Source organism: Saccharothrix mutabilis subsp. mutabilis, assembly GCF_039521145.1.
Taxonomy (GTDB): domain Bacteria; phylum Actinomycetota; class Actinomycetes; order Mycobacteriales; family Pseudonocardiaceae; genus Actinosynnema; species Actinosynnema mutabilis.
The window spans coordinates 16,618-30,854 of the sequence record NZ_BAAABU010000011.1 but is presented as its reverse complement, the minus strand read 5'-3'; the positions used below and the strand labels follow the sequence as shown (position 1 = coordinate 30,854).

The 14,237-nt window shown below is 73.5% G+C and carries 16 protein-coding genes and 1 riboswitch; of the genes, 9 read left to right on the top strand and 7 right to left on the bottom strand.

Annotated elements, in window-relative coordinates; genetic code table 11:
- The first annotated feature begins 67 nt into the window (after positions 1-67).
- The 3 genes from ABD126_RS23140 to ABD126_RS23130 all read left to right on the top strand — a co-directional run bounded on the left by ABD126_RS23140 (position 68) and on the right by ABD126_RS23130 (position 3,799).
- Positions 68-778, top strand: coding sequence for a helix-hairpin-helix domain-containing protein (locus ABD126_RS23140; RefSeq protein WP_343935981.1), 711 nt, complete (start codon positions 68-70; stop codon positions 776-778).
- A 256-nt stretch (positions 779-1,034) separates the two neighbouring features.
- On the top strand, positions 1,035-3,326 hold the full coding sequence (locus tag ABD126_RS23135) for a DNA internalization-related competence protein ComEC/Rec2 (protein WP_343935980.1): 2,292 nt from the start codon (positions 1,035-1,037) through the stop codon (positions 3,324-3,326).
- A gap of 11 nt (positions 3,327-3,337) precedes the next feature.
- Entirely contained in the window at positions 3,338-3,799 is a 462-nt protein-coding gene (locus tag ABD126_RS23130) for a hypothetical protein (protein ID WP_343935979.1), read from the top strand.
- A gap of 109 nt (positions 3,800-3,908) precedes the next feature.
- On the opposite strand, the gene thrC is transcribed toward ABD126_RS23130, so the two are convergent.
- Entirely contained in the window at positions 3,909-5,171 is a 1,263-nt protein-coding gene (gene thrC, locus ABD126_RS23125) for a threonine synthase (RefSeq protein ID WP_343935978.1), read from the bottom strand.
- A gap of 11 nt (positions 5,172-5,182) precedes the next feature.
- A riboswitch (SAM riboswitch) is annotated at positions 5,183-5,302 on the bottom strand.
- Positions 5,303-5,399: 97 nt separating this feature from the next.
- Between thrC and holA the strand changes: the two genes are divergently transcribed.
- Positions 5,400-6,380 carry a DNA polymerase III subunit delta gene (holA, locus tag ABD126_RS23120; RefSeq protein WP_343935977.1) on the top strand — a complete coding sequence of 327 codons (981 nt, stop codon included), beginning with the start codon at positions 5,400-5,402 and terminating at the stop codon, positions 6,378-6,380.
- Between the two features lie 295 nt (positions 6,381-6,675).
- On the opposite strand, the gene rpsT is transcribed toward holA, so the two are convergent.
- Positions 6,676-6,936 (bottom strand): 30S ribosomal protein S20, encoded by a 261-nt coding sequence (gene rpsT / locus ABD126_RS23115; protein ID WP_121222256.1) that lies wholly within the window; start codon positions 6,934-6,936, stop codon positions 6,676-6,678.
- Positions 6,937-7,154: 218 nt separating this feature from the next.
- On the opposite strand from rpsT, the gene ABD126_RS23110 reads away from it, so the two are divergent.
- Entirely contained in the window at positions 7,155-7,955 is an 801-nt protein-coding gene (locus ABD126_RS23110) for a TSUP family transporter (RefSeq protein ID WP_343935976.1), read from the top strand.
- Here ABD126_RS23110 and ABD126_RS23105 read toward each other — a convergent pair.
- The 3 genes from ABD126_RS23105 to ABD126_RS23095 all read right to left on the bottom strand — a co-directional run bounded on the left by ABD126_RS23105 (position 7,924) and on the right by ABD126_RS23095 (position 9,962).
- Entirely contained in the window at positions 7,924-8,703 is a 780-nt protein-coding gene (locus tag ABD126_RS23105) for a VOC family protein (protein WP_343935975.1), read from the bottom strand. The genes ABD126_RS23110 and ABD126_RS23105 overlap by 32 nt on opposite strands.
- A gap of 106 nt (positions 8,704-8,809) precedes the next feature.
- Positions 8,810-9,037 carry a type II toxin-antitoxin system antitoxin gene (locus tag ABD126_RS23100; RefSeq protein ID WP_343935974.1) on the bottom strand — a complete coding sequence of 76 codons (228 nt, stop codon included), beginning with the start codon at positions 9,035-9,037 and terminating at the stop codon, positions 8,810-8,812.
- Between the two features lies 1 nt (position 9,038).
- Positions 9,039-9,962 (bottom strand): SPFH domain-containing protein, encoded by a 924-nt coding sequence (locus ABD126_RS23095; RefSeq protein ID WP_343935973.1) that lies wholly within the window; start codon positions 9,960-9,962, stop codon positions 9,039-9,041.
- 120 nt (positions 9,963-10,082) lie between these two features.
- On the opposite strand from ABD126_RS23095, the gene ABD126_RS23090 reads away from it, so the two are divergent.
- The 4 genes from ABD126_RS23090 (at position 10,083) to ABD126_RS23075 (ending at position 13,077) form a co-directional block, all read left to right on the top strand.
- Positions 10,083-11,174 (top strand): winged helix DNA-binding domain-containing protein, encoded by a 1,092-nt coding sequence (locus tag ABD126_RS23090; protein WP_343935972.1) that lies wholly within the window; start codon positions 10,083-10,085, stop codon positions 11,172-11,174.
- A 31-nt stretch (positions 11,175-11,205) separates the two neighbouring features.
- Positions 11,206-11,697, top strand: a complete 492-nt coding sequence (locus ABD126_RS23085; RefSeq protein ID WP_343935971.1) for a GNAT family N-acetyltransferase — start codon at positions 11,206-11,208, stop codon at positions 11,695-11,697.
- A 156-nt stretch (positions 11,698-11,853) separates the two neighbouring features.
- Positions 11,854-12,696 (top strand): EamA family transporter, encoded by an 843-nt coding sequence (locus tag ABD126_RS23080; RefSeq protein ID WP_343935970.1) that lies wholly within the window; start codon positions 11,854-11,856, stop codon positions 12,694-12,696.
- A 12-nt stretch (positions 12,697-12,708) separates the two neighbouring features.
- Positions 12,709-13,077, top strand: coding sequence for a VOC family protein (locus tag ABD126_RS23075; protein ID WP_343935969.1), 369 nt, complete (start codon positions 12,709-12,711; stop codon positions 13,075-13,077).
- On the opposite strand, the gene ABD126_RS23070 is transcribed toward ABD126_RS23075, so the two are convergent.
- A complete protein-coding gene (locus ABD126_RS23070) occupies positions 13,054-13,650 on the bottom strand; it encodes a class I SAM-dependent methyltransferase (protein ID WP_343935968.1) in 597 nt (198 codons plus the stop codon). The genes ABD126_RS23075 and ABD126_RS23070 overlap by 24 nt on opposite strands.
- Before the next feature lie 77 nt (positions 13,651-13,727).
- Positions 13,728-14,162 (bottom strand): type II toxin-antitoxin system PemK/MazF family toxin, encoded by a 435-nt coding sequence (locus tag ABD126_RS23065; RefSeq protein WP_343935967.1) that lies wholly within the window; start codon positions 14,160-14,162, stop codon positions 13,728-13,730.
- Positions 14,163-14,237: the final 75 nt, after the last annotated feature.

The window sequence follows — 14,237 nt, the reverse complement described above, 5'->3', positions numbered from 1 at the left end:
CGGAGTTGTCCACAGATCCGGATCCGGCGGTCGCGGGCCTTGCGCCACCCGGCCTAGCGTCGACCGCATGTTCGAGAACCGATCCGAAACCTCGGCCGCACGACTCCAGGCCCTGATCGCGAAGAGCCAGGGCAGGCACCGGGCTCGCGAGGAGCCGCTGGTCGTCTTCACCTCGTCCGCGGGCGTCGACCCGCCGGGAGGGCTGCGCGCTCTCCTGCGCCGGTTGCCGGTGGGCTCGGTGCCGCGTCGGCGGGTCGTCTTCGTCGGCATGGCGCTGGGCGTGCTCCTGGCGGTCGCGTTGAGCCTGTGGTGGCAGCGGCCCGAGCCGGAGGCGCCGCCGCCGCTGCCCATGGCCGCCGCGGAGGTCACGACCCTGCCCGAGGAGGTCGTGGTCAACGTGGTGGGCGCGGTGCCCAGGCCCGGTCTGGTCACCGTCCCCAGCGGCGCGCGGGTGGCCGACGCCGTGCAGGCGGCGGGCGGTGCGCACCCCGGCACCGACCTCCAGGGCCTCAACCTCGCGCGCAAGGTCGCCGACGGGGAGCAGATCGCCGTCGGCGTCCCGTCCCAGCGGTCCGATCCCGCCACCGAACCCGTCAACCTCAACACCGCGACGAAGGAGGAACTCGACCAACTGCCCGGCGTGGGGCCCGTGACAGCGCAGCGCATCGTCGAGCGGCGCTTGAAACGCGGCCCGTTCACCTCCATCGACCAACTCGGCGAGATCGAGGGCATCGGCGACGCGAAGCTCGCCAAGCTCGGTGACCTCGTCCGCCTCTGACCCACTCACCCGGCGGTCTCACCCCAACACCCGCGGTCCAACCCCGCGAGCCACGCCGCCGGTCCAAGTCCGCGTTCCCGCGCCGCAGTTCCCCGGGTCCTCGCGGTTCCACCCCACGCCGCGGTCCCACCCACTCGTCGAACACCAGGGAGGCAGTCATGTCCTTGAGCCACACCGTCGTCGGGCGTCCGTCCGATCGACGCGCCGACCACCGTCCCAAGACCGTCGATCACGGTCCTGAACGGCGCGGCGGGCCGTGAGCCCTCGCGCCCACCTGGTTCCCGCGGCGCTGGTCGTGTGGGCGGCGGCCCTGACAGGTCTCCTGTGGGCCTGGTGGTGGGCCGTGGTCATCGGTCTCGTGGCCGGCGTGATCGGTGGCCTGGTCCTCCGCGGGGTGCGGCCCGCGGCGGTGGCGGTCGTGGTGGCCGGGCCGGTGGCGGCGTGCTGGATCGGTGTCCAGGCGCACGCGTCGGCCCACCACCCGCTCCGGTCGGCGGCGGAGCACGGAGGGCCCACCACCCTCCGGCTCGTGCTGGACGACCGGCCGCACGGCCTGCGCACCAGCGGGTTCGGCTCGCGGCAGGGCGGGGTCGACCTGGTCCGAGCCCAGGCGACGCTCAACGACGGCGGCCGGGTGGTCGTGCTGGCGCCGGCGGCGACGTGGGGGGCGCTCCTGCCCGGGCAGAGCGTTCTGGCACGTGGCTCGTTGGCGCCGGCGCGGCCCGGTGAGCCGACCGTCGCCCTGCTGCGGGTCCGGGGTCCGCCGCGCGAGGTCACGCCCGCACCGGTGTGGCAGCGCGGGGCGGAGGCGCTGCGAGCGGGCCTGCGGGCCGCGAGCCGCGCGCTCGACCCGGAACCGGCGGGGCTGCTGCCCGCCCTGGTCGTCGGCGACACCTCGCGGTTGTCGCCCAGGGTGGTGGAGGAGTTCCGCACGGCCGGGTTGGCGCACCTGCTCGCGGTCAGCGGGGCGAACCTGGCGATCTTGTGCGGCGCGGTGCTGTTGCTGCTGCGGCTGTTCCCCGTCGGGCCACGCGGGTGTGCGGCCGGGGCGGCGGTCGCGCTGGTCGGGTTCGTGGTGCTCGCGGGTCCGGAGCCGAGCGTGCTGCGGGCGGCGGTGATGGGTGCGGTGGCGTTGCTCGCCCTGGTGCTCGGGCGGGAGCGGTCGGCGTTGCCCGCCCTCGCCGCGTCCGTGGTGGTGCTCGTGCTCCACGACCCCGGCTTGGCGGTCGACGTGGGCTTCGGCCTGTCGGTCGTCGCCACGGCGGCGCTGGTCCTGCTGGCGCCGCCGTGGGCCGGGTGGCTGCGCGACCGGGGCGTGCCGGTCGGGCTGGCCGAGGCGCTGGCGGTGCCCGCGGCGGCGCACGCCGCCACGGCTCCGCTGATCGCCGGGTTCGCCGGTGAGGTGAGCCTGGTGGCCGTGCCGGCGAACCTGCTGGTCGCGCCGGTCGTCGCGCCGGTGACGGTGCTCGGCGTCCTGGCCGCCGGGCTCGCCCAGGTGCACGACGGGCCGGCGCGGCTGGTGGTGGAGGTGGCCGGTCCGGCGGCGGGCTGGCTGGTGGCGGTCGGCCGGCACGCGGCGGCGGTGCCGGGGTCGGCGGTCGCGTGGCCGCGGGGCTGGGCGGGTGGTGCCGCGCTGGCCGGGGCGGTGCTCGTCGGCTACGTGCTGCTGCGGCTGCGCCGGGTGCGGGTGCTGCTCGCGGCGGTCGGGGTCGGGCTGGTCGCGGTGCTGGCCCCCGTGGGGGTGCTCGCGCCGCGGTGGCCGGTGCCCGGCTGGGCGGTGGTCGCGTGCGACGTGGGGCAGGGCGACGCGGTCGTCCTGGCCACGGCCGAGGCCGGGCGGGCGGTGCTGGTGGACACCGGGCCCGACCCGGGGCCGGTGCTGGGGTGCCTGCGGCGGCTGGGCGTGCGGCAAGTGCCCTTGGTGGTGCTCAGCCACCTGCATGCCGACCACATCGGCGGGTTGGCGGCGGTGCTGGCGGAGCGGGGTGTGGGCGCGGTGGCGGTGGGTCCGTCGCGCAATCCGGGCTGGGCGTGGAGGGAGGTGCGGGAACAGGCGGGGGCCGCGGGCGTCCGCGTGGTGGAGCTGGGCGTCGGGCAGCGGCTGAGCTGGCCGGGGCTGGACCTGGACGTGCTGGGGCCGCGGGCGGTCCCGAGAGGGGAGGAGAACACGGCGGTCAACGACGCCTCGCTGGTCCTGCGCGCCTCGACGCCGGCCGGCCGGGTGCTGCTGACCGGGGACGTCGAACTCGCGGGCCAGGCCGCGCTGCTCGACGCGCCGGTCGACCTGCGGGCCGACGTGCTCAAGGTGCCGCACCACGGGTCGCGGTACTCGTCTCCGGCGTTCCTCGCGGCGGTGCGGCCGAAGGTCGCGCTGGTCAGCGTCGGCGCGGGCAACCGCTACGGCCACCCCAGCGGCGTGCTGGTCGAGGCGCTCACCCGCCGGGGCGCCCTGGTCCTGCGCACCGACCGGGACGGTGACACCGCCGTCCTGCCCGGCCCGGACGGGCCGCGGGTCGCCCGCCGCGGCGACCCGATCGACAACACCTGAAGGGGAGAACCATGAACAACGACAACGACAGTTGGATCCGCCTGCACACCGGCTGGTCGCCGCGCGAGGTGGGGTGGGCGCTGTGGCAGCCCGGGTACGTGGCCCATCCCTGGCCGCGCGACGAGCTGGGGCCCGACTTCACCTTCTACATCTGCGACGACGTCGGGGCCGGCAAGGACGGGCGTGCCATCGTCGCCAGGGCGAAGGTCACCAGGGTGGTCCCGACCACGGAGGTGAAGTCGCCCGAGGACGCCTACCAGCGGATCGCGGACGCCCTGTTCGACGACGACCTGACGATCCTGCCGGAGAACTGGCGGGCCAACCGCTACAACGGGCACAAGTCGGCGGCGCCGTGGCCGCAGTGGCTCACGGCGTGGCGGGCGGACCTCGACGAGGTCGGGCCGCACGTGATGCCGGAGCTGTCCTCGTTCCCGCGCAGCGGGTGGCTGCGCACGTCCCGCCTCACCTTGTGACGGTCGGGCCGTGCCCGGGGCGGCGGTGCCCGCCGGTGGCTTGCGCGCCCAGGCCGTTCGGCCAGGCGTGGGCGCGCAAGCCCGACGCGGTCCCGCCGCGGTGCCCCGGTCAGTCCTTCAGGGCGTTGATGACGGCTTCGGCCGACGGCGGGACGTTCGCGCGCGGTCCCACGCGGTCGCCGAGGGCGTCCAGGGTCTTGAGGCCGTCGCCGGTGATCAGCAGCACGGTCTCGGCGTCGGGGTCGAGCTGACCGGTCTCGATGAGCTTCTTCGCGGTCGCCACGGTCACGCCGCCGGCGGTCTCCGCGAAGATGCCCTCGGTGCGGGCCAGCAGGCGGATGCCCTCGACGACCTCTTCGTCGGTGACGTCCTCGATCGCGCCGCCGGTGCGGCGGACCGCGTCGAGCACGTACGGGCCGTCGGCGGGGGCGCCGATCGCCAGGGAGCGGGCGATGGTGTCCGGGCGGACGGGGGAGACCACGTCGTGGCCGGCCTTGAACGCCGCGGACACGGGGGAGCAGCCGGTGGCCTGCGCGCCGAACACCTTGTACGGGGTGGCTTCGACGAGGTCCAGTTCGCCGAGCTCGCGGAAGGCCTTGTCGACCTTGGTGAGCTGGGAGCCGGAGGCGATCGGGACGACGACCTGGTCGGGCAGGCGCCAGCCGAGCTGCTCGGCGACCTCGTAGCCGAGGGTCTTCGAGCCCTCGGCGTAGTAGGGCCGGACGTTCACGTTGACGAACGCCCAGTCCTCGTGTTCGGCGGCGAGTTCCTGCGCGAGGCGGTTCACGTCGTCGTAGTTGCCGTCGACGGTGATCAGGTTGCCGTCGTAGACGGCGGTCATGAGGATCTTGGCGCGCTCCAGGGAGGAGGGGACCAGCACGACCGACTGCCAGCCCGCCCGGGCCGCCGCGGCGGCGACGGCGTTCGCGAGGTTGCCGGTGGAGGGGCAGGCGAGGACCTTGAAGCCCAGCTCGCGGGCCGCCGCCAGGGCGACGCCGACGACGCGGTCCTTGAACGAGTGGGTGGGGTTGCCGGTGTCGTCCTTCACCCAGACCTTGCGGACACCCAGCGCCTTGGCGAGGTTGTCGGCCTCGACGAGGCGGGTGTGGCCGGGGTTGGTGTTGGGGTGCGACTCGACGTTCGACGGGACGGGCAGCAGGCCGCGGTAGCGCCAGATCGACCGGGGGCCCGCCTCGATGTCCTCGCGGCGGACGCGGCCGAAGTCGTAGGCGACTTCCAGCGGCCCGAAACACTCCAGACAGGCGTATTCCGGGGCGAGCGGGGTCTCGTGGCCGCACTCGCGACACGACAGGGCGCGAGCCGGGCCGAGGTCGAAGGAGGTGGCGGTCGAGGGCACACTGACAGCAGTCATCGCGAGGTTTCTCCTCATCTTTCCCGCTTGGCGGGTCGGAATTGGCACCGTGGTCGGCAGCGCGCAAGGCACCGCAACGACGGGTTGCCGGGGCTTCTTCGGGCCGATCCCTCTGCCCCTCTGGATGAGCGGTATTCAGTTGTGCCCTCAACCTACGACACCGTCCCGACCTTCAGCCAGATCCGTCCACCATCCGGACGGCCGCGGCGGCGTGGGAGGATCGGGTCCGTGAGCGCCGCCGCAGTCACTCCCGCCCCCGTGCAACTGGTGGTCGGCGAGGAGGAGTTGCTGGTCGAGCGTGCTGTCCGCAGCGCGCTGGCCGCCGCCCGCCGAGTCGATCCGCAGGCCGACCTGACCCGCGTGAAGGTGACCGACCTCACCCCTCCTGAGCTGGCGGAACTGGTGAGCCCGTCGCTGTTCGCGGAGGGCCGCGTGATCGCCTTGGAGAGCGCGCAGGACGCCGGCAAGGAGATCGCGGACGCGGTCCTGGCCTACGCGAAGTCACCCGCGGACGGGGTGACGCTGGTGGTCGTCCACACCGGCGGCGGACGCAGCAAAGTGGCGAAGGAACTACCTACGGCTTTGCGCAAGGCCGGGGCCGAGGTGATCGAGTGCCCCAAGATCACCAAGGCCGCCGACCGCGAGGCGTTCGTCCGCAACGAGATCCGCTCGGCGGGCGGCAAGGCCGACCCGGAGGCCGTCGGCGCGCTCATCGAGGCGGTCGGTTCGGACCTGCGCGAGCTGGCGGCGGCGGCGTCGCAGCTCGTCGCGGACACCGGCGGCAAGGTGGACGCGGACGCCGTCCACCGCTACCACCGGGGTCGGGCCGAGGTGACCGGGTTCGCGGTGGCGGAGAAGGCGGTCATGGGCGACCGGGCCGGGGCGCTGGAGGCGCTGCGGTGGGCGATCCACCTCGGTGTGCCGCACGTGCTGGTCGCCGACGCGCTGGCGGACGCGGTGCGCACCATCGCGCGGGTGTCGGCGGTGGGCCGGGGCGACCCGTTCAAGCTGGCGGGTGAGCTGGGCATGCCGCCGTGGAAGGTGAAGAAGGCGCAGGGGCAGGCGCGCGGCTGGGACGGTGACGGGCTGGCCGCCGCGATGTCGGCGGTGGCCGACCTGAACGCCGACGTGAAGGGTGTGGCGGCCGACTCGGGCTACGCCCTGGAACGAGCCGTGCTGAAGATCGTCGCCGCCCACGGCCGCCGCTGACCCGCGAGGGGAGCGGAGCTGCGGACAGAAGGGACGCTGGGGCTGGCGGGCTGGCGGGCTGGCGGGCTGGCGAGCTGGCGAGCGAGCGGCGGCGGCCGGCGGCTGGCGGTGATGCGGGCCGTTGGCAGGTGGCGGGCTGATCGCGGGCTGGCGGTCGGCGGTCGGCGGGCGGCGCGAGCGGCGGCACCGGCCGGCGGCGGGCGGCGGGCGGTGTTGGGGCCGGTACAGCGAAGCGCCGCCCCCAACGTGTGGGAGCGGCGCTTCGGGAGGCTCGCGGCCGGGTGGCCGGGTGCCGTCAGATCTGGTTGGCGCGCTTCGCCAGGGCCGACTTCTTGTTCGCGGCCTGGTTGGCGTGGATCACGCCCTTGGTGACGGCCTTGTCGAGCTTGCGGGAGGCCTCGCGGGCCAAGGCGATGGCCTTGTCCTTGTCGCCTGCCTCGGCGGCCTCACGGAACTTGCGGATCGCGGTCTTGAGGGACGACTTGACGGCCTTGTTGCGCAGGCGCGCCTTCTCGTTCGTCTTGATCCGCTTCATCTGGGACTTGATGTTCGCCACGCGAAAGCCACCTTTTCCTTCGAGTTCGGAGTCGCACCGCGCTTCTCATCGGCTCCACCCCCTCGCGGGGGCGGTCTTCCTCCACAGCGGAATGCCGCGCGGTACGGCTGACCAGGTTAACAGGGTCCTGTCGCGGGCTCCCGACCAGGGCGGTCGGGTGTGGGGGTGGCCACGGGGCCAGCAAAACAGTACGCGCGTCTCGTTAAGCTGATCGGGTGATGAGCGCACTCGACTGGCCGGGGTTCGGGGAGATCAGCCTCGCCGGGTTGCTGTTCCTCTGCCTGGCGGCTGCGCTTGCGGGGGCCGTGGACGCCGTGGTGGGCGGCGGCGGGTTGATCCAGTTGCCCGCGTTGTTGCTCATCGCGCCCGGCGGGCAGCCGTTGTACGCGTTGGCCACGAACAAGGTCGCGGCGGTCGTGGGCACTGCGTCGGCCGTCACCACCTACGCGCGGCGGACGACCATCGACTGGTGGTCGGCCCTGCCGATGGCGCTCGCGGCGTTCAGCGGCGCGGTCGGGGGTGCGGCGTTCGCCGGGGCGTTGGCGCCGGGGGTGCTGAACGGTGTGGTGCTGGTCGCCCTGGTCGGGGTCGGGCTCTACACGTGGCGCAAGCCCGAGCTGGGTGTCGCCGAGACGCCCCGGTTCAAGCGGGTCGCGCAGATCGGGGTCATGGCGCTCGGCGGTGCGGTGATCGGGTTCTACGACGGGCTCGCGGGGCCGGGCACCGGCGCGTTCCTGGTGTTCCTGCTGGTGGGCGTGGTGGGGTTCGCGTTCTTGCGGGCCTCGGCCACGGCGAAGATCGTCAACGTCGCGACCAACCTGGGCGCGTTGCTCTACTTCATCCCCGCGGGGAAGGTCCTGTGGGGACTCGGGCTGGTGCTGGCCGTGTGCAACGTCGCCGGCGCGGTGTTCGGGGCGCGGCTCGCCGTGCGGCGCGGGTCGGCGTTCGTCCGGCGCGTGTTCCTGACCGTGGTGGTGGCGCTGGTGGTCAGTCTGGGGTGGAAGGCGGCGGTTGGATGACCTTGAACGTCGCGCCCATCGGGTCGCCGACGGTGGTGTACCGGCCGAACCGGGACTCCGCCACGTCGCCCACCGGGATGCCGCCCAGCTCGCGCGCCCGGTCGACCGCCCGCTCCAGGTTGGTCACCGCGAAGTAGGTCATCCAGTGCGGCGGGATCTCCGCCGGGATGTCGGCCGCCATCCCGAAGATCCCGCCGACGACCCGGCCGTCGGCCTTCAGCTGCGTGTACGGGAAGTCCGGCAGCGGGTCCAGGCCCAGGCCGAACACCTCCTGGTAGAACTCGGCCGCGCCGAACGCGTCGCGCGTGGCCAGTTCGTTCCAGATCACGGTCCCCGGCTCGTTCACCACGTACGCGCCGATGTGCGTGCCCGCCTCCCACAACCCGAACGCGGCGCCGCTGGGGTCCACGGCGACCGCGCCGCGCCCCGGTCCGCCGGTGTCGAACTCCGGCACCAGGACCTTGCCGCCGTTGGCGCCGATCAGGTCGATCGACTCGTCCAGGTCGTCGGTCGCGAGGTAGGTCGTCCACACCACCGGGAACATCACGTCGCGCGGCATCTCGCCGAAGCCCGCCACCGGTTTCCCGCGCACCAGCGCCATCGTGTAGTAGCCGGTCTCCGGGCCGCCGATCTCGAAGTCCCAGCCGAACAGGCCGCCGTAGAAGTCCATGGTGGCCACGCGGTCGGTGGTCATCATGTCCACCCACGCGGGCGTGCCCGGCGCGTACGGGGTGCTCAGCTCGCTCACCCCGACAACGGTTGCACCGCGCACCCGGGCCCGCGAGTTGATCACGAGCCGGAAGCCCGGCCGTGCCTCCCCCTGGGCACACGGCCGGGCTGCGGCGGGTGGTCGATCACCCGGGTTCCCGTTCGTCGGTCACGTCGTCGCGGGGCTTGCGCGGCCTGCCCCGCTTCGGCGGCGCCGCCGCGCCGGAGGGGGCCCGTCCCGCCTCCGCCAGCGCGCGGCGGAGGATGAACTCGATCTGCGCGTTGGTGCTGCGCAGTTCGTCGTTGGCCCACCGGGTCAGCGCGTCGTGCACGGCCGGGTCCAGGCGGAGCAGGACGCTCTTGCGCTCCGCCACGTCAGTGGTACAGCGACCCGGCGTTCACGACGGGTTGCGTCGACCGGTCACCGCACAGCACCACCAGCAGGTTCGACACCATGGCCGCCTTGCGCTCCTCGTCCAGTTCCACCACGTCCTGCTCGGCGAGCCGGGCCAGCGCCAGCTCCACCATGCCGACCGCGCCCTCCACGATCCGCTGCCGCGCCGCGACGACCGCGCCCGCCTGCTGGCGCTGGAGCATCGCCTGCGCGATCTCCGGAGCGTAGGCCAGGTGCGTCAGCCGCGACTCGATCACCTTCACGCCCGCCGCCTGCACGCGGGCCGCGATCTCGACCGACAGCGTCTCGGTGATCTCGTCGGCGTTCTCCCGCAACGACAGTCCGCTCTCCTCGTGGCTGTCGTACGGGTAGCTGGTGGCGATGTGCCGCACGGCGGTCTCGGTCTGGATGCCGACGAACCGCACGAAGTCGTCCACCTCGAACTTGGCCCGCGCCGTGTCGTCGACCTGCCACACGACGACCGCGGCGATCTCGATCGGGTTGCCGTCGGCGTCGTTGACCTTCAGCGTCGCGGTCTCGTGGTTGCGGATCCGGGTGGACACCCGCACCTTCGTGGTGAACGGGTTGGCCCAGCGCAGGCCGTCGCGCCGCACCGTGCCGGTGTAGCGGCCCAGGAACTGAAGCACCCGCGCCTCGCCGGGCGCGACGGTGAACAGCCCGCTGCCGGTCACCAGGCCCGCGCCGGTCAGGATCACGCCGGTCACGATCACCGGCGCGTTGGGGCCGTCCGTGACGGGCAGGAAGCCCAGCACGACGACCGCCGCGCCCGCCAGGGTCAGGGCGACCGCCACGAGCAGCATGGTCCACCCCGAGACCTCGGACGCCTCGCGCTCCCGCACGGCCGGCGCCGGCATCCGGACGCTCACATCGGTCGACGTATCCATCTCGCACCCCTCAAGGTCTATCGCCTGCTTAGCAAAGTGATATCACTTTTTTCGGGGCCGCGCCAAGTCGGTACGCTCAAGAGGACCGAAGTTGTCCGCAATGCCCACTAACGTGGTCATATGACCGAGGTCCTGAGCCGTCGAGCCGTCAACCGCGCCACGTTGGCCCGCCAGTTCCTGCTGGAGCGCACCACGCGGCCGGTCACCGAGGCGGTCGCCCACCTCGTCGGCCTTCAGGCCCAGACCCCGCACACCTGGTACACCGGCCTGTGGACGCGGATCGCGGACTTCCGCCCCGAGGAGGCCGCCGACCCGCTGGTGGACCGCACGCTGGTCCGCATCGCCGTGATGCGCTCCACGATCCACCTGGTCACCGCGTCCGACGCCCTCGCGCTGCGCCCGCTGGTCCAGCCCGTGCTCGACCGCGACCTGTTCCGCAACCACACCCACGGCCCGGACATGCGCGGCCTCGACGTGGACGCCGTGGTCGCCGCCGGACGCGCCCTGCTAGCCGAGAAACCGCGCACCAACAAGGAACTCGGCGCGCTGCTGCACGAGCGGTGGCCCGACCGCGCGCCGTCCGCGCTGGCCTACGCGATCCGCTGCCGGGTGCCGCTCGTGCAGGTGCCGCCGCGCGGGCTGTGGGGACGCAGCGGTCCGATCGCGCACACCAGCGTCGAGGTGTGGCTGGGGGAGGGCGTCACCGACCGGCCGTCGGTGGAGGACATGGTGCTGCGCTACCTCGCCGCGTTCGGCCCGGCGACGGTGAAGGACGTGCAGACGTGGTCCGGCCTGACCCGGCTGCGCGAGGTGGTCGAACGGCTCCCGCTGGAGCGCCTGCGCGACGAGGACGGCCAGGAGCTGTTCGACCTGCCCGACGCGCCCCGCCCCGACGGGGACACGCCCGCGCCCGTCCGGTTCCTGTACGACTTCGACAACCTGCTGCTGTCCCACGCCGACCGCCGTCGGGTCGTCACCCCCGACGTGAAGGCGCGCGACTACGACCCGCACGGCCCGGTCCCGCAGTTCTTCCTGGTCGACGGCGTGACCGCCGGGGACTGGCGGGTCGAGCGGACCAAGGAGGTCGCCACCCTGGAGCTGCGGCCGTTCCACCGGCTGTCCGATGTGGACGAACTGGAGCGCGAGGGCGCGGCGCTGCTGGAGTTCCTGGCGCCGGACGTGCCCAAGCACGACGTCCGGGTCCTGTACTGAACCTCCGCGCGCCGCGCGCGTCCTTCAGGGCATGGGGATCGTCATCCGCACACCGAGCCAGGACGACATGGCGGCCGTGGCCGAGGTGCACTTCCGCAGCCGGCGCAGCTACTACGAGGGGCACCTGCCCGAGGCCGAGCTGGCCGCGTGGGAGGCCGACGTGCGCGCCAAGGGGTACCGGCTGGACCGGTTCCCCGAACGCGTCTGGCAGGTGGCCGAGGAGGACGGCGAGGTCATCGGGTTCGCGCTGGTCACGCCGGACGGCAAGCTGTGGCAGCTCCAGGTGGACCCGCCGCACTGGGGACGCGGGGTCGGGTTCGCGCTGCACGGGTGGTGCGTGGCGCAGTTCCGCGGGATGGGCGTGGCGACCGGGCGGCTGGACGTGTTCGCCGAGAACCACCGGGCGCGGCGGTTCTACGAGCGGCGCGGCTGGCGCGAGGTCGGGCGGGACGACGACCACGTGCTGATGGAGTTGGACATCCAGCCGGGGGGATCGCCTAGGGTGGGTGCCGACAGTGCCTAGGGTTCCGCCGTCGTCCGCCCGCACCACCCCACAACCAGGGCGACGGGACCGGTCCGAGCGGCACCGCCGGCGCTGAGGGACGTGCCGGTCATCTGACGGGACAAAAGCCTGGAGGAACCCGGTTGCCGCGTGCGCGGCGCCAGAAGGGTTCCCACGATGTCGCCCGTCGCAGTCCTGCTCGTCGTCGCCGCCGCGTTCGCCCACGCCGGGTGGAACCTGGCGGCCAAGCGCGTCCGCGACGGCGGTGCGTTGTTCGTGTGGGTCAACGCCCTGTTGTCGGCTGTGCTGCTGGTGCCGGTCGTGCTGCTGACCGCCACGCCCTCGTGGGACTGGGTCGTGCCGCTCGTGGGCAGCGGGGTCGTGCACCTGGCCTATTTCCTGCTGCTGCAACGGGGTTACGCGACCGGGGACATGTCCGTGGTGTACCCGTTGGCGCGGGGGACCGGGCCGTTGTTGACGGTCGTGGCTGCCGTGGCCTTCTTCGGAGAACGCCCGCACGTGCTGGGACTCGTGGGGGCGGCGGCGGTTGTGGTGGGGGTGATGGTGATCGGCTCGGGCGGTGGTGGGCACGGCAGTCGCCTGGCCGGTGTCGGGTACGGGTTGGCCACGGGCGCGATGATCGCCGTCTACACGCTGTGGGACGCGCACGCGGTCACGGCGGCGGCGATTGCGCCCTTGGCGTTGTCGGCCGGGTCGTCGGTGACCGAGAGCGTACTGCTCGCGCCTTATGCGCTGAAGCGTCGCTATGAGGTGGCACGGCTCGTGCGGACGTACTGGCGTGAAGTGTGCTTGGTTGCCGTGCTGTCGCCGGCCGCCTATGTGCTGGTGTTGTTCGCCATGAGGATCGCCCCGGTGAGCCTGGTGGCACCGGCACGGGAGTTGAGCATCGTCGTCGGCAGCGTGCTGGCGTGGCTCGTGCTGGGTGAGCCGAACCCCGTTCGGCGGCTGTCCGGTGCGGTGGTCGTGGTCGCCGGAGTGGCGGCCATCGCCGTGGCGTGATCGGGTGGCCTCATGGAGGTGCTGGGCAGCCGGGTGTTGGTGCGGTCCCGCGACCCCGAGCGGGCGCGGGCGTTCTACCGGGACGTGCTGGGGCTCGCCGTGTACCGGGAGTTCCCCGGCGGCACGGTGTTCTTCCTCGGCGGCGGGTTCCTGGAGGTGTCCGGCCGGTCCGACGACGGACCGACCGGGGCGGTCGAGCTGTGGCTCCAGGTGCGCGACCTGCGCGCCGCCGCCGCGGAACTCGCCGAGCACGTGGTGCGCGAGCCGCGCCGCGAGCCGTGGGGACTGGACGAGATGTGGGTCCAGGACCCCGACGGCCTGCGGATCGCGCTGGTCGAGGTCCCCGCCGAGCACCCGCTACGCCGGGACCTCCGCGAGTAGCTCGATCGCCGGCGGCACGACCCCGCCGTGCCGGCGCAGCGTCGTGCGCACGCCGGTGAAGCCCGCCGCCTCCGCCTCGCGGACCAGGTCGAACTCCGACACGTCCAGCACCATCCGGTGCACCGACACGACCAGCCGGCCGCCCGGCTTGAGCACCCGGAACAGCTCGTGGAACGCGGCCGGCCGGTTGTCCCACAGTTGGAGGTTGTTCACCGACACCACGACGTCCACCGTCGAGGGCTCCTGCCCGGTGCGCGCCGCCGTGCCCTCGCGCAGCTCGACCCGGTCGGCCGCGACCAGGTCCGCGCACCGCTCGCGCGCCTCGTCCAGCATGACCCGCGACGGGTCCACGCCGACCGCCTTGAACGCCCGTTCCGCCGCCAGCCGCAGACCCACGCCGGGCCCCGGACCGACGACCAGCACGGTCTCGTTCGCGGCCGGGTTCGCGAGCTCGACCACGTGGGCCTCGACCCCCGCGTTGACCTTCGCCATGACCCGACCGCCCAGCTCGCCCACCTTGCCGCGCGGGTGGCCGAACGCCGCGTCGAACGCCTTCATCAGCCTCGTAGCCATGCCTCCAGGGTCCGCGCGGCGCGGACCCGCGGCATCGGGGATCGCCCTGAAGTCGCTCCCAGGGGGCCTCCCCCGGGTCAGCGCCAGCCCATCGCCCGCAGGGCGTCCACGACCAGGGAGAACCGCTCCGGCTCCAGCACCGAGCCCTCGCGGCGGATGTCGTCCTCGTCCAGCTCGAACACGCGGTCCAGGCGCAGGTAGGAGACGCGGCCGTCGCGGTCCCAGCGGCCCGAGCCCAGCGCCACGACGTCGTCCAGCTCGTTCGGGCGCGGGTCCTTGCTGGTCAGCATGAGGGCCAGCAGGGCGCGGCGGTGGCGGCCGACGACCAGCAGCGGGCGGTCCTTGCCGCGGCTCGCGTCCTCCTCGTAGGGCACCCACGCCCACACGACCTCGCCCGGGTCGGCCAGGCCGTCCAGGTCGGGGGAGTACTCCAGGGTGGCCGCCACGGCCTTCGAGTAGACCTCGCGCACCGCGCCCCGGGCCGGTCGCGGGTCCTCACCGTTCGTGTACACGGCCGGGAAGCTTATGGCCTGGGTCACGTCCGGGTGGAACAGCAGGTCGGCGTGGCATGAGAGGATGGGTCGATC